Source organism: Citrobacter sp. RHB21-C05 (genome assembly GCF_013889015.1).
In the GTDB taxonomy this organism is placed as follows: Bacteria; Pseudomonadota; Gammaproteobacteria; order Enterobacterales; family Enterobacteriaceae; genus Citrobacter_A; species Citrobacter_A sedlakii.
The window spans coordinates 144,916-159,311 of sequence record NZ_CP057611.1 but is presented as its reverse complement, the minus strand read 5'-3'; the positions used below and the strand labels follow the sequence as shown (position 1 = coordinate 159,311).

Annotated in this window: 11 protein-coding genes; 4 read left to right on the top strand and 7 right to left on the bottom strand. The window is 54.4% G+C overall.

The genetic code is table 11. The features are described 5' to 3' along the window. Window positions 1-77: 77 nt before the first annotated feature. The 3 genes from glyS to HVX72_RS00715 all read right to left on the bottom strand — a co-directional run bounded on the left by glyS (window position 78) and on the right by HVX72_RS00715 (window position 3,466). Window positions 78-2,147 (bottom strand): glycine--tRNA ligase subunit beta, encoded by a 2,070-nt coding sequence (glyS, locus tag HVX72_RS00725; RefSeq protein WP_181822353.1) that lies wholly within the window; start codon window positions 2,145-2,147, stop codon window positions 78-80. A gap of 9 nt (window positions 2,148-2,156) precedes the next feature. Further along, window positions 2,157-3,068 (bottom strand): glycine--tRNA ligase subunit alpha, encoded by a 912-nt coding sequence (gene glyQ, locus HVX72_RS00720; RefSeq protein ID WP_060570235.1) that lies wholly within the window; start codon window positions 3,066-3,068, stop codon window positions 2,157-2,159. 95 nt (window positions 3,069-3,163) lie between these two features. After that, on the bottom strand, window positions 3,164-3,466 hold the full coding sequence (locus HVX72_RS00715) for a YsaB family lipoprotein (protein WP_181822352.1): 303 nt from the start codon (window positions 3,464-3,466) through the stop codon (window positions 3,164-3,166). Between the two features lie 176 nt (window positions 3,467-3,642). On the opposite strand from HVX72_RS00715, the gene HVX72_RS00710 reads away from it, so the two are divergent. Further along, the gene (locus HVX72_RS00710) at window positions 3,643-4,638 is read left to right on the top strand and encodes an acyltransferase (protein ID WP_060570300.1); all 996 of its coding nucleotides are present in this window, start codon (window positions 3,643-3,645) and stop codon (window positions 4,636-4,638) included. 126 nt (window positions 4,639-4,764) lie between these two features. Here the strand turns inward: HVX72_RS00710 and yiaB are convergent, their stop codons facing one another. The 3 genes from yiaB to xylA form a co-directional block, all read right to left on the bottom strand. Further along, the gene (yiaB, locus tag HVX72_RS00705) at window positions 4,765-5,109 is read right to left on the bottom strand and encodes an inner membrane protein YiaB (protein WP_042286847.1); all 345 of its coding nucleotides are present in this window, start codon (window positions 5,107-5,109) and stop codon (window positions 4,765-4,767) included. A 171-nt stretch (window positions 5,110-5,280) separates the two neighbouring features. After that, the gene (gene xylB / locus HVX72_RS00700) at window positions 5,281-6,735 is read right to left on the bottom strand and encodes a xylulokinase (RefSeq protein ID WP_181822351.1); all 1,455 of its coding nucleotides are present in this window, start codon (window positions 6,733-6,735) and stop codon (window positions 5,281-5,283) included. Window positions 6,736-6,834: 99 nt separating this feature from the next. Next, window positions 6,835-8,157: a xylose isomerase gene (xylA, locus tag HVX72_RS00695; protein ID WP_181822350.1), complete on the bottom strand. Its 1,323-nt coding sequence runs from the start codon at window positions 8,155-8,157 to the stop codon at window positions 6,835-6,837. A 328-nt stretch (window positions 8,158-8,485) separates the two neighbouring features. Between xylA and xylR the strand changes: the two genes are divergently transcribed. Continuing rightward, on the top strand, window positions 8,486-9,664 hold the full coding sequence (xylR, locus tag HVX72_RS00690) for a D-xylose utilization transcriptional activator XylR (protein ID WP_042286856.1): 1,179 nt from the start codon (window positions 8,486-8,488) through the stop codon (window positions 9,662-9,664). A 122-nt stretch (window positions 9,665-9,786) separates the two neighbouring features. On the opposite strand, the gene HVX72_RS00685 is transcribed toward xylR, so the two are convergent. Continuing rightward, window positions 9,787-10,611, bottom strand: coding sequence for a protein bax (locus HVX72_RS00685; protein ID WP_181822349.1), 825 nt, complete (start codon window positions 10,609-10,611; stop codon window positions 9,787-9,789). Between the two features lie 316 nt (window positions 10,612-10,927). Here HVX72_RS00685 and malS point away from each other — a divergent pair, with 316 nt between their 5' ends. Further along, window positions 10,928-12,958 (top strand): alpha-amylase, encoded by a 2,031-nt coding sequence (gene malS / locus HVX72_RS00680; protein ID WP_181822348.1) that lies wholly within the window; start codon window positions 10,928-10,930, stop codon window positions 12,956-12,958. A gap of 172 nt (window positions 12,959-13,130) precedes the next feature. Then, window positions 13,131-14,384 (top strand): valine--pyruvate transaminase, encoded by a 1,254-nt coding sequence (gene avtA, locus HVX72_RS00675; RefSeq protein WP_042286864.1) that lies wholly within the window; start codon window positions 13,131-13,133, stop codon window positions 14,382-14,384. Window positions 14,385-14,396: the final 12 nt, after the last annotated feature.

Here is a 14,396-nt window from a genome sequence, read left to right as displayed (position 1 = left end):
ATTAGCGATTCTATTAATCATTTTTTGACAATAAAAAAGCCCGCGCAATGGCAGGCTTTTTATTATTAACGATTCGCTTATTGCAGCAGCGAAATATCCGCGACTTGCAGGAACAGTTCACGGAGTTTAGACAGCAGCGTCAGACGGTTGATACGCACCTCTTTGTCTTCCGCATTGACCATCACATTCTCAAAGAACTCATCCACCGGTTGACGCAGGGAAGCCAGCTCAATCAGCGCGTCCTGGTAGCGACCTTCGGCAAAGTACGGCTGCAGCTTGTCACGCAGTACCACCAGGTCTCTGGCCAGCGCCATTTCCGCCGCCTCTTTCAGTACGGATGCGTGAACGATGTCATTCAGCGTTTCATCAGACTTCGCCAGAATATTGGAGACACGCTTGTTTGCTGCCGCCAGCGCCGACGCGGCTTCCAGCGTACGGAAGTGTGAGACCGCCTTCATACGCGCGTCGAAGTCTGCCGGACGCGTCGGACGACGCGCCAGTACCGCCTGAATGGTGTCAACGCTATAACCTTCGTCCTGGTACCAGGCGCGGAAACGACCGAGCATAAAGTCGATCACATCGTCCACGACGTTCGCGTTGGTCAGCTTGTCGCCATACAAACGCGCCGCTTCTTCGGTCAGTGTCTGTAGATCCAGATTCAGGTTTTTCTCGACGATGATACGCAGTACGCCCAGCGCGGCTCGACGCAGCGCGAACGGATCTTTGTCTCCTTTCGGATGCTGACCAATGCCGAAGATACCCGCCAGAGTGTCCATTTTGTCCGCAATCGCCAGCGCGCAGGCTACCAGATTAGACGGCAGTGCGTCGCCCGCAAAGCGCGGCTGATACTGCTCGTTCAGCGCGACGGCCACATCTTCTGCTTCGCCGTCGTGGCGAGCATAGTGCATGCCCATGACGCCCTGAGTGTCAGTGAACTCAAAGACCATATTGGTCATCAGGTCGCATTTTGACAGCAGGCCCGCCCGGGTCGCGTGGTTCACGTCAGCGCCAATTTGACCGGCAATCCAGCCAGCCAGCGCCTGAATGCGATCGGTTTTGTCACGCAGCGTACCCAGTTGCTGCTGAAACAACACGGTTTGCAGACGCGGCAGATGATCTTCCAGACGTTTTTTACGGTCGGTATTGAAGAAGAACTCCGCATCCGCCAGACGCGGGCGAACCACCTTCTCATTACCGGAGATGATCTGCTGAGGATCTTTGGATTCGATGTTGGCGACGAAGATAAAGTTCGGCAGCAGTTTGCCGTCATTCGCGTAAACCGGGAAGTATTTCTGGTCGCCTTTCATGGTGTAAACCAGCGCTTCAGACGGCACCGCAAGGAATTTCTCTTCGAACTTCGCGGTCAGCACCACCGGCCATTCCACCAGCGAGGTGACTTCTTCCAGCAGGCTTTCGCTCAGGTCGGCGTTACCGCCAATGTTGCGCGCCGCCTCAATGGCGTCAGCTTTGATTTTCGCTTTACGCGCTTCATAGTCGGCCATGACTTTACCGCGCTCCAGCAAGATTTGCGGATACTGATCGGCATTGTCGATGGTGAATTCTGGCTCGCCCATAAAGCGATGACCGCGAATCACGCGATCGGACTGGATACCCAGAATCGTTGCCGGCAGCACCTTGTCGCCCAACAACAGCGTTACCGTATGAACCGGACGCACGAAATGGACGTCAGACGCGCCCCAACGCATCAGTTTCGGAATCGGCAACTTCGTCAAAGACGTGGCGATCATGTTCTGCAGCAATACTTCGGCGCGCTCGCCTTTCACATGAGCGCGATACAGCAGCCATTCGCCTTTGTCCGTGGTCAGACGCTCGGCCTGGTCGACGGTGATACCGCAGCCGCGCGCCCAGCCTTCAGCCGCTTTGCTCGGATTGCCTTCTGCATCGAAAGCCTGCGCAATCGCCGGACCGCGTTTTTCCACTTCGCGATCGGGTTGGGACTCCGCAAGGTTCGCCACTTTCAGCGCCAGACGGCGCGGCGCGGCAAACCATTCAACGTTGCCGTGTGCGAGGCCAGCGTTATCCAGCTCCGCAGTGACGTTCGCAGCAAAGGACTCAGCCAGGCTGCGCAGGGCTTTTGGTGGCAGCTCTTCAGTGCCAATTTCCACCAGAAAAGTTTTCTCAGACATGGCCGCCTCTTAGTTGTCTTTATTGCACATCGGGAAGCCGAGGGCTTCACGGGAAGCGTAGTAAGCTTCTGCCACTGCTTTGGTCAGGGTGCGAATGCGCAGAATGTAGCGCTGACGCTCGGTGACGGAGATGGCTTTACGCGCATCCAGCAGGTTGAAGCTATGGGCGGCCTTCAGAATACGCTCGTAAGCGGGTAGCGGCAGCGGGTTTTCCAGCGCCAGCAGCTGCTGCGCTTCTTTCTCGTACTGCTCGAAGCAGGTAAAGAGAAAATCCACATCCGCGTATTCGAAGTTATAGGTGGATTGCTCCACTTCGTTTTGATGGAACACGTCGCCGTAGGTGGTTTTACCCAACGGGCCGTCGCTCCAGACCAGGTCATAAACGCTGTCTACGCCCTGAATGTACATCGCCAGACGTTCCAGGCCGTAGGTGATCTCACCGGTAACCGGCTTACACTCCAGGCCGCCAACCTGCTGGAAGTAAGTGAACTGCGTCACTTCCATACCGTTCAGCCACACTTCCCAGCCAAGACCCCAGGCGCCCAACGTCGGGTTTTCCCAGTTATCTTCAACGAAACGGATATCGTGGATGGTCGGGTCCATACCCAGTTCTTTCAGCGAGCCAAGATACAGTTCCTGAATGTTGTCCGGAGACGGCTTAATCACCACCTGGAACTGGTAATAGTGCTGTAAACGGTTCGGGTTTTCGCCATAACGACCATCGGTCGGACGACGAGAAGGCTGCACATAAGCAGTCGCCATCGGTTCTGGCCCCAGCGCGCGCAGGCAGGTCATGGGATGAGAAGTTCCCGCGCCGACTTCCATGTCCAATGGTTGAACAATGGTACAGCCCTGGCGAGCCCAGTAATCCTGTAAGGTCAGGATCAAGCCCTGGAAGGTCCTGGTATCAAACTTTTGCATATTATTTCGTGCTGGATACGTGTGGATTTAAAGGAAGGGTCCAGTATACCCGCTGACTGCAAGATATACAGTACGTAACGGGAAAAAGGCAGGGCTTAGCGCATGGAAAGATGTAAAAACTGCCCATCCGCGTCAAAAGAGCAGACAAAACTCTCTTTACGGAAGGTATAACCGCGCATCTCATAGCTTGCCTGAAACTGTTCGAAGCCGGTGACATCAATTTCTTTCGTGTCCGTGTTGTAACGTCGGGCCGCCTGATCTTTGCAGAGCGCTTCCATATCCAGCGAGCGCGTTGGGCTCATTTTAGCCTGCTGCGCCTTTTGCGGCGGTGGCGGCGTCACGGCGCAGCCCGTCAGCATGACGAAGACAACGGTTGAAAAGAGTGGCTTTATCATCATTTTATTACCGCCTGGTGGATGAGAACGTTTTATTATTATTACGGTGCAGGGCAAACATATTTTTGCGAACCCTACTGGGCCATCACAAGCTTTAGCGTAAAAACTCAGATTTTTCCAACAAGACAGGCTGATGAAATGTGAGTCAGACCTTTTTTAACATCGAAACAGAGGAACTGATGCAGCCCAAAATTTTCTGGATTGACAACCTGCGAGGGATCGCCTGTTTGATGGTGGTGATGATCCATACCACGACCTGGTACATCACCAACGCCCACAGCGTCAGCCCCGCGAACTGGGATCTCGCGAATATCCTGAATTCCGCTTCCCGCGTCAGCGTACCGCTGTTTTTTATGATTTCAGGTTACCTCTTTTTTGGCGAACGCAGCGCACAAAAGCGCCATTTCGTGCGCATCGCCCTGTGCCTTTTGTTCTACAGCGCCGTCGCGTTGGCATACATCACGCTGTTTACCTCTATTAACGCTGAGCTTTCTCTCAAAAATCTGCTGCAAAAACCGGTGTTCTATCATCTGTGGTTTTTCTTTGCGATCGCCGTGATCTACCTGGTTTCACCGCTGATCCAGGTAAAAAACGTTAGCGGCAAGATGCTGCTGGTGCTGATGGTCGTGACAGGGATTGTCGCCAACCCCAATACCGTACCGCAAAAAATCGGCGGGGTTGAATGGTTGCCCATCAATTTGTATATCAACGGCGACACCTTCTATTACATCCTCTATGGAATGTTGGGACGTGCGATCGGCATGATGGAGACACAAAAACGGGCGCTAAGTTGGCTAAGCGCCGTGGTATTTATTGTCGCCGTCGGGGTTATTTCTCGTGGCACGCTGCACGAGCTACAGTGGCGCGGTAATTTCGCTGATACCTGGTATCTTTATTGTGGGCCAATGGTGTTTATCTGCGCCATCGCGCTACTGACGCTGGTGAAAAACACGCTGAATGGCGGAACGCTTCCGGGGCTTGGGCTGATCTCCCGCCATTCGCTGGGCATTTACGGGTTCCATGCGTTGATCATTCACGCGTTGCGCACCAGCGGCCTGGAGATCAAACGCTGGCCGCCGCTGGACATGCTGTGGATTTTTAGCGCAACGCTTTGCGTCAGTTTACTGCTGTCAATGCTGTTGCAGCGGGTCGATACCCGCCGACTGGTTAGCTGAAACAAAACGCCCGGTCTGTGCTGACCGGGCGTAGAGGGTAAGAATTAACGACTTCAGGCAAGACGGCGTTTCAATCGCCGCAATAATAAACAGGTCAGGCACCACAATAATAAAATCATTATTTTACTAATCTGACGCACGTATGAGACGAACAAACCCCAGAAGACTGACAAAGAGAGCAATGGGGTGAATCACTTTCTCCACTGTCGTGAGCGGCGCATTCATAATTCCGACGCAAAATAAACCCATCGTAATTAATGCCACCAGTTTGCAGACGACAATAAAGCGTTCGTCAAGTTGTCCACGCGTCATTTCTCGTAGATAAACCCATGTGACAAACCATGCGGTCATCAGCACCCCGAGAAAATAGCCTTTTCCACTGAGTAACGGGCATGCTCGCCATAGGCCAATAACGTAAGTCAACGTGCCTGAAATACATAACAGCCATGCAATCAACGTTGCGCCTTTCACTGGGATCTCCTTATCCAACGCGTGTTATGCAGATTAGGGATAACCCGACAGGAACAACAATTAAAAAAGACTTAAGTGAAAGAATTTAAGAATAAATTCATATAAATAATTTATAGATAAATCATTTCTATACGCAGAATAAAACCCTCCTGTATACAGGAGGGAGTACGATCAGGACATCAGGGGATGTAACTGTTGATAAAGACGGCGGAACGTTTCGCGTCGCTGCTGATAAAGCGTATGACGCTGTGCGTCAGGCAGATGCGTTTGTTCCAGCGGCAGCTCCGGCAGCAGCTCAGATAACGGCTTCTCCGGATTGACGGCGATCTGCGCCAGACGGGCTGCGCCAAGCGCTGGCCCGACATCGCCCCCCGTGCGGTAATCCAACTGCAATCCGCTGATATCTGCCAGCATTTGTCGCCACCAGGCGCTACGCGCGCCGCCGCCGATAAGCGTAATGCCTTGCGGCTTCACGCCGCAGGCATGCACGACATCCATCCCGTCGGCCAGCGCATAACCTACCCCTTCCAGCACCGCGCGCGCCAGTTCAGCCGGACCGTGCTGGTGCGTCAGACCAAAGAAAACCCCCTTCGCCTGTGGATTGTTATGCGGCGTCCGCTCACCGGAAAGATACGGTAAAAACCAGACGGGATCGGCGCTGTCATCCGCTTTCTGGGCCGCCGCCAACAGTGTGGGGACGGTTTCCAGCCCGGTGAGTTTTGCCGCCCAGTCAAGGCAGGACGCCGCGCTCAGCATCACCGACATCAAATGCCAGCGGCCCGGCAACGCGTGACAGAAGCTGTGCACGGCACTTTCCGGCTTGCTAAGAAATCCTTCGCTGACAGCAAAATAAACCCCGGAGGTACCCAGCGACAGCATGGCCTGATTGGCATCAATCATCCCGACGCCCACAGCCCCCGCCGCATTGTCTCCCCCACCCGCGACAACCGATACCGACGGCATTCCCCACGCCATCGCGATCTCTGGTAGCAGCGTTCCGCTGATGTCGCTGCCTTCAAACAGCGTGGGCATATGGTCACGGCTCAGGCCGCAGGCATTCAGCATCACGTCGCTCCAGTCGCGCTTTTCAACATCCAGCCACATTGTTCCCGCCGCATCCGACATATCGCTGGCAAACTCGCCCGTCATACGTAAACGCAGATAATCCTTCGGCAGCAGCACTTTCGCCACCTGGCGGAAAATATCCGGCTCATGGCGCTTCACCCAGAGCAGCTTCGGCGCGGTAAAGCCGGGCATCATCAGGTTGCCGGTGATTTCACGCGACTGCGGAACCTGCGTCTCCAGTAGCGCGCATTCTTCGCCGCAGCGCCCGTCGTTCCATAAAATGGCGGGACGCAAAACGCGCTGTCGGGCGTCAAGTAACGTCGCGCCGTGCATTTGTCCGGCAATCCCCAACGCTTTAACATTGCTCAACGAATGTTGTTTGCCGAGCACCTTTATGGCGCGGTCGGTCGCCAGCCACCACTGCTCGGGGTCCTGCTCAGACCAAAGCGGGTGGGGACGAGAGACGGTGAGCTTTTCCGTTTGCGATGCCACAACCTCGCCCTGCTCGTTGAGCAAAATAGCCTTCACGCCCGAGGTGCCAAGATCGATCCCGATATACATGTTGTGGGTTCCTTCAATGAAAAGGCCCGGCAGCGCGAAGCTCACCGGGCCTACAACAACCGTAGGCCGGGCAAACAGAGCGCCGCCCGGCAAAAACGCTTATTTGTCGAACAGATAATAGTTCACCAGGTTTTCCAACTGCTCCTGATGTCCACTCTGATGAACCGGCGCCAGGTTATGCTGTTCAGCATACTGCGCCAGTTCGCTTAACGACATCTGGCCTTTGAGGATCTGCTGACCCAGTTCGCTGTTCCAGCCTGCATAACGCTTCGCCACGCGTTTATCCAGCTCGCCATCTTCGATCATGCGCGCAGCGATTTTCAGCGACAGCGCCATGGTGTCCATCGCGCCGATATGACCGTAGAACAGATCGTATTTGTCGGTGCTCTGACGACGGACCTTGGCGTCAAAGTTCAGGCCCCCAGTGGTGAAGCCGCCCGCTTTCAGGATTTCATACATGACCAGCGCATTTTCCTCAACGCTGTTCGGGAACTGGTCGGTATCCCAGCCCAACTGCGCGTCGCCGCGGTTAGCATCAACAGATCCGAACAGGCCCAGCGCGATCGCGGTCGCAATTTCATGATGGAAAGAGTGGCCTGCCAGCGTGGCGTGGTTCGCTTCAATATTCAGTTTGATCTCTTTTTCCAGACCGAACTGCTTCAGGAAGCCATAGACGGTCGCCGCGTCGTAATCATACTGATGCTTGGTGGGCTCCTGCGGTTTCGGCTCGATCAGCAGCGTTCCCTGGAAGCCAATTTTGTGTTTGTGCTCAACGACCATCTGCATGAAGCGGCCAATTTGTTCGCGTTCCTGACGCAGGTCGGTGTTCAGCAAGGTTTCATAGCCTTCACGACCGCCCCACAGCACGTAGTTTTCGCCGCCCAGCTTGTGAGTGGCGTCCATCGCCGTCACCACCTGCGTGGCCGCCCAGCTAAAGACCTCCGGGTCCGGGTTGGTCGCTGCGCCTGCGCCGTAACGTGGGTTGGTGAAGCAGTTTGCGGTGCCCCACAGCAGCTTCACGCCGCTTTCTTCTTGTTTCGCGGCCAGCACATCGACCATGTGGGCAAAGTTGTTTTTATACTCTTTCAGCGACGCGCCTTCCGGAGAAACATCGACATCGTGGAAGCAGTAGAACGGAACATTCAGCTTGTGAAAAAACTCAAACGCGACATCTGCTTTACGTTCTGCCAGCACCAGCGCTTCACCCGGTTGCTGCCACGGACGGTTGAACGCGCCGACGCCGAACATATCCGCCCCGTTCCAGCAGAAGGTATGCCAGTAGCAGGCAGCAAAGCGCAGATGATCTTCCATCCGTTTGCCCAGCACGACTTCATCAGGATTGTAATGACGAAACGCTAAAGGATTCGTGGATTTGGCGCCTTCGAAACGCACACGATCGAGTTGGTCAAAATAAGCCTGCATAATAAGCTCCGTAATCAGGTAATACAGCGAGTAATTGCGATGACTTAATACTGGAATTTCCCGATTTAGAGCTCAATTACGTTATTTCACACCGCCATTAAGAGAATACCCAAATGTGCGCTGGCTCCCAAAAAAAGGCGCAAAACCGCAGAAATGAGGGGGGATAAAAAGCGATCCAGCTCGAAGGTTGAGAAATAAACAAAAAACCGTAACCGCCAGATAAGAAATGAGAATTGCCTTCCTCGTTTCGCTATGGTCAATTTCGCATGGCGCCACGCCAGTGATAGTATCGACCAGCCCATGTTCACATTGTTCAGGATATGTTCTTATGTTTGATAAACGTCACCGTATTACCCTGTTATTTAATGCGAATAAAGCCTATGACCGCCAGGTTGTAGAGGGTGTCGGTGAATATTTACAAGCGTCGCAGTCTGAATGGGATATATTCATAGAAGAAGATTTTCGCGCCCGCATTGATAACATCAAAGAATGGCTAGGCGATGGCGTGATTGCCGACTACGACGATGCGGAAATCGCGCGTTTGCTGGTCGACGTTGACGTTCCCATCGTCGGCGTAGGCGGCTCCTATCACCTCGCGGAAAATTACCCGCCGGTACATTATATCGCCACCGATAACCATGCCCTGGTCGAGAGCGCCTTCCTGCATCTGAAAGAGAAAGGCATCAACCGTTTCGCCTTTTACGGACTGCCGCCGTCCAGTGGGAAACGCTGGGCCGCGGAGCGCGAGCACGCTTTCCGCCAACTGGTGGCGGAAGAAAAATACCGGGGCGTAGTATACCAGGGGCTGGAAACCGCGCCGGAGCTGTGGCAGCACGCGCAGAATCGACTGGCGGACTGGCTGCAAACCCTGCCGCCGCAAACCGGTATTATCGCGGTGACCGACGCCCGCGCCCGCCATGTCCTGCAGGTGTGTGAGCATCTTCATATTCCGGTGCCAGAAAAGCTGTGCGTAATTGGAATTGATAACGAGGAGCTGACCCGCTATCTGTCCCGCGTGGCGCTGTCATCGGTGGCGCAAGGGGCGCGGCAGATGGGCTATCAGGCCGCAAAGCTACTGCACCGTCTGCTCGCGAATGAGGAAATGCCGCTCCAGCGGATTCTGGTACCGCCGGTTCGTGTGGTCGAACGACGCTCTACGGATTACCGTTCCCTTACCGACCCTGCGGTGATTCAGGCTATGCATTTTATCCGTAATCACGCCTGCAAAGGCATTAAGGTAGAGCAGGTCCTGGATGCCGTCGGCATTTCCCGTTCAAATCTCGAAAAACGTTTTAAAGAGGAGGTCGGCGAAACGATTCACGCCGTGATCCATGCAGAAAAGCTGGAGAAAGCCCGGAGCCTGCTGATCTCCACCACCTTGTCGATTAACGAAATCTCCCAAATGTGTGGATACCCTTCTCTACAATATTTCTATTCCGTGTTCAAAAAAGAATACGGTACGACGCCAAAAGAGTACCGCGATGTGAACAGTGAAGTATTGATGTGAGGAGAGGCGCGTGTGAGATCAGGCATCGCCAGGAGGGCGAAAAAAAACCGGTGGCGCTGTGCTTACCGGGCCTGCAGGACGCTGCAGGCCGGATAAGGCGAAGCCGCCATCCGGCGTTTTGCTTACATATGCGCAGCGATTAAGCGCTGGTTATCCTGATACATCGCGAACAGATAATTGTTATAACTCTGTCCCTTCGTCGAATAGCCCTTCAGCTTATGAATCATCGCCGTCGCCGTGACTTCCTGATCCGCTTTACGCAGCTGCGCGCGCGACTTGCGGAATGAGGCGTAAGCCGGGTGCGTGTTCAGGTTGGTGACGTACGCGCTCACGGACTCTTTTACCGAGTCGAACTGCGAGTAGCCTTTCACCTTGCCTGGCGCATTGGTGCAACGCCCTTTCGCGCATTTCATACCGAACAGGTTATTGTTGGTACGCGCAAGTTTAGAGGTTCCCCAGCCGCTTTCTGCCGCCGCCATCGTCGCCACCATACTGGTCGGGATGATGTCCACGCGTTCCAGCAGCGTATTCCACGGAATGTGGCGCGTGTTGCCGGACCACTTCACCTTGTAGCGCTTCGCGATATCTTTCAAACGCGTACGCTCAGACGGCGACCAGCGGTTCTGGTACTGTTTTGAAATCAGCCAGTTACGTTCTGCGGTGATCGCCGCATTTTGGCTGGTAATATAAGGCATAACCGTCCGGAGAAACGCTTTTTTTCGCGGTGTTCCGGAAGGGTATTTTCGCAAATCAGGAAGTGAACGACTCTTTGCACTATTGCGAGAATACTCTTGTTTACTGCTTACCTTTTTATCACTGACTTTTGTTATGTGGGACTTTTGACTCGATGTTGTCGTGTGCGTCTTTGCCAGCACCCCACCCGAAAATACGAAGGTGAGTAACATAAGAATCATTGCCCCATATCGTCGCATGGGCGTCAATATCATTAGGTCTCCTGGTCGGATTGAATCATTCCAACACCTTATCTTATTCATAATTTTGAGAGCTGAATCTCAAATCATATCAAAAATAACGATCAAGAGCATCTCAAGAAATAGTCTAAATCCGAAATCATGTCACGCATAAACCATCACGCACCGAAGTCATTCGAGAAAAATGTGGCGGTTATCGCAAATTAAGGCCATTTTTTGCCGGCGATCGCTCATCCGCGCGCCTCATCCTGACCGAATGCCACGAGGGGATGAGTTTTCCCTACGGGTTCTCAGGCAAACTGGTCAAAATCGCCGCAATAAGGACCGCACTATGAAACTTGCCGCCGTTGCTCTGGCGCTGCTGCCGGGGATCGCCGTTGCCTCATCGTGGACGGCTCAGGGCTTTCCGGCATTTACTGCCGGGGGATCGGGGACATTTTCCAGCCACGCAACGCTCACGAAGGGTACCCGCCCTTTGACGCTCAATTTTGACCAACAGTGCTGGCAGCCAGCGAATGCCATAAAACTCAATCAGATGCTGTCGCTGAAGCCCTGCGAAGGCGCGCCGCCGCAGTGGCGGCTGTTCAGAGACGGCGATTACACACTGGAAATCGACACGCGCTCAGGGACGCCGACGTTAATGATTACGCTCCAGCGCGATGCGGAACCGGTCGCTAGCGTGATTCGCCAGTGTCCGAAATGGGACGGATCCCCGCTGACGTTTGATGTGGCGCCGACTTTTCCTGAAGGGTCGGTAGTCCGCGAATTCTACAGTCAGCAGACTGCAATGGTCAAAAACGGCAAAATCACCCTGCAACCCGCGCCGGACAGCAACGGTCTGTTGTTGCTTGAGCGGGCAGAAACCGACGCGCCAGCCCCGTTCGACTGGCACAACGCTACCGTTTATTTTGTGCTGACCGATCGCTTTGAAAACGGCGATCCCGGAAACGACCAGAGTTATGGTCGTCACAAAGACGGCATGGAAGAGATCGGCACCTTTCACGGCGGTGACTTACGCGGCCTGACCCGCAAGCTGGACTACCTGCAACAGTTGGGCGTCAATGCGCTGTGGATCAGCGCGCCGTTTGAGCAAATCCACGGCTGGGTTGGCGGCGGGACGAAAGGCGATTTCCCGCATTATGCCTACCACGGCTATTACACCCAGGACTGGACCCGTCTCGACACTAATATGGGCAACGAAGACGACCTGCGCGCACTGGTTGACGGCGCCCACCAGCGGGGGATCCGCATTCTTTTTGACGTGGTGATGAACCATACGGGCTATGCAACCTTGGCCGACATGCAAGAATTCGGCTTCGGCGCGCTTTATCTTTCCGACGAAGAACGGCAAAAGATCCTCGGCGAACGCTGGACCGACTGGAAACCTGCCGCCGGGCAGAACTGGCACAGTTTTAACGATTACATTAACTTCAGCGACAAAGCAGCATGGGAAAAATGGTGGGGCAAAGGGTGGATACGCACCGATATCGGCGAGTACGACAGTCCAGGCTTTGACGATCTCACAATGTCGCTGGCCTTCTTGCCGGATCTGAAAACCGAATCCACACACCCTTCCGGTCTGCCGGTGTTTTATCGACATAAAACGGATACCCATGCTAAAGCCATTGACGGGTTTACGCCGCGGGACTATCTGACCCACTGGCTGAGCCGCTGGGTCCGCGATTTCGGGATTGATGGATTCCGCGTGGATACGGCCAAACATGTCGAGCTTCCGGCGTGGCAACAGTTAAAAACGCAGGCCAGCGCCGCGCTGGTCGAATGGAAAAAAGCCAACCCGGACAAGACGCTTGATGACAAGCCTTTCTGGATGACCGGTGAGGCCTGGGGACACGGGGTGATGCAAAGTGACTACTATCGCCACGGCTTTGACGCAATGATTAACTTTGATTACCAGGAGCAGGCGGCGAAAGCGATTGATTGCCTGGCGGCTATCGATCCCACCTGGCAGCAAATGGCGGAAAAGTTGCAGAGTTTCAACGTGCTGACTTATCTGTCGTCCCACGATACTCGCCTGTTCCGCGAAGGCGGCAGCAACGCGGCGGAGTTGCTACTCCTGACGCCGGGCGCGGTACAAATTTTTTATGGCGATGAGTCGGCGCGGCCCTTTGGTCCGACCGGTTCAGATCCGCTACAGGGCACACGGTCACAGATGAACTGGCAAGATGTCAGCGGGAAATCTGCGGCTAACATCGCGCACTGGCAGCGGCTCGGTCAGTTCAGGGCCAGGCATCCGGCAATCGGCACGGGTAAGCAAACCACGCTCACCCTGACGCAGGGATACGGCTTCGTGCGCCAGGCCGGAGACGACAAAGTGATGGTTGTCTGGGCCGGACAGCGCTAAGCGGAAGCGGCGTCTGGTTCCATAGCGCGCCCGACGCCGCAACAGGAAATACCATGGTGGTCAGGATATCCAGCATAAAACGTCAAGACCCCATGACAGACCCGATTTGCACCCTGCCAGTGCTGGCGTTAAGGTAAGCCACTTTGATTCAGCGTTTGACAGACCATCCGTTATGACATTTTCACTTTTTGGCGACAAATTCACCCGTCATTCAGGCATTACCCGCCTGATGGAAGACCTCAACGACGGTTTACGCACCCCCGGCGCTATCATGCTGGGTGGCGGTAATCCGGCACAAATCCCGGCGATGCAGGATTATTTCCATTCGTTGCTTGCCGGAATGCTGGAAAACGGCAAAGCCACTGATGCGCTTTGCAATTATGACGGTCCACAGGGAAAAACCGAGCTGCTCAGCGCGCTCGCTTCGCTACTCCGTGAGAATCTGGGTTGGGATATCGAACCACAGAATATTGCGCTAACAAATGGCAGTCAAAGCGCGTTTTTCTACTTATTTAACCTGTTTGCCGGTCGCCGCGCTGATGGCAGCACAAAAAAGGTGCTGTTCCCCCTCGCGCCGGAATACATCGGCTACGCGGATTCAGGGCTGGAAGAAGATCTGTTTGTCTCTGCACGCCCCAATATTGAGCTGCTACCGGAAGGACAGTTCAAGTATCACGTTGACTTTGAGCATCTGCACATTGGTGAAGATACGGGGATGATTTGCGTCTCACGCCCGACAAACCCTACGGGGAACGTGATTACCGATGAAGAACTGATGAAGCTCGACTCGCTTGCTAACCAGCACGGCATTCCGCTGGTGATCGATAATGCCTACGGCGTCCCGTTCCCGGGCATTATCTTTAGCGAAGCGCGTCCGCTGTGGAACCCAAACATTGTGCTGTGTATGAGCCTCTCCAAGCTGGGTCTGCCTGGCTCGCGCTGCGGCATCATCATCGCCAATGAAAAAATCATCACGGCGATCGCCAATATGAACGGCATTATCAGTCTTGCCCCGGGCGGCATCGGGCCAGCGATAATGAACGAAATGATCAAACGTAACGATCTGTTGCGTTTGTCGGAAACGGTAATTAAACCGTTCTATTATCAGCGCGTTCAGCAAACTCTCGCGATCATTCGCCGCTATTTGCCAGAAAATCGTTGCCTGATCCACAAACCGGAAGGGGCGATTTTCCTCTGGCTGTGGTTTCAGGATTTGCCCATCACCACCGAGCTGCTGTACCAGCGTCTTAAAGCGCGCGGCGTGCTCATGGTGCCGGGGCACTATTTCTTCCCCGGTCTGGATAAACCCTGGCCGCACACGCATCAATGCATGCGTATGAACTACGTGCCGGACCCAGAAAAGATTGAAGCTGGCGTGAAGATACTGGCGGAAGAAGTTGAACGCGCCTGGGCGGAAAATCAATAGCCTGGCGAAACG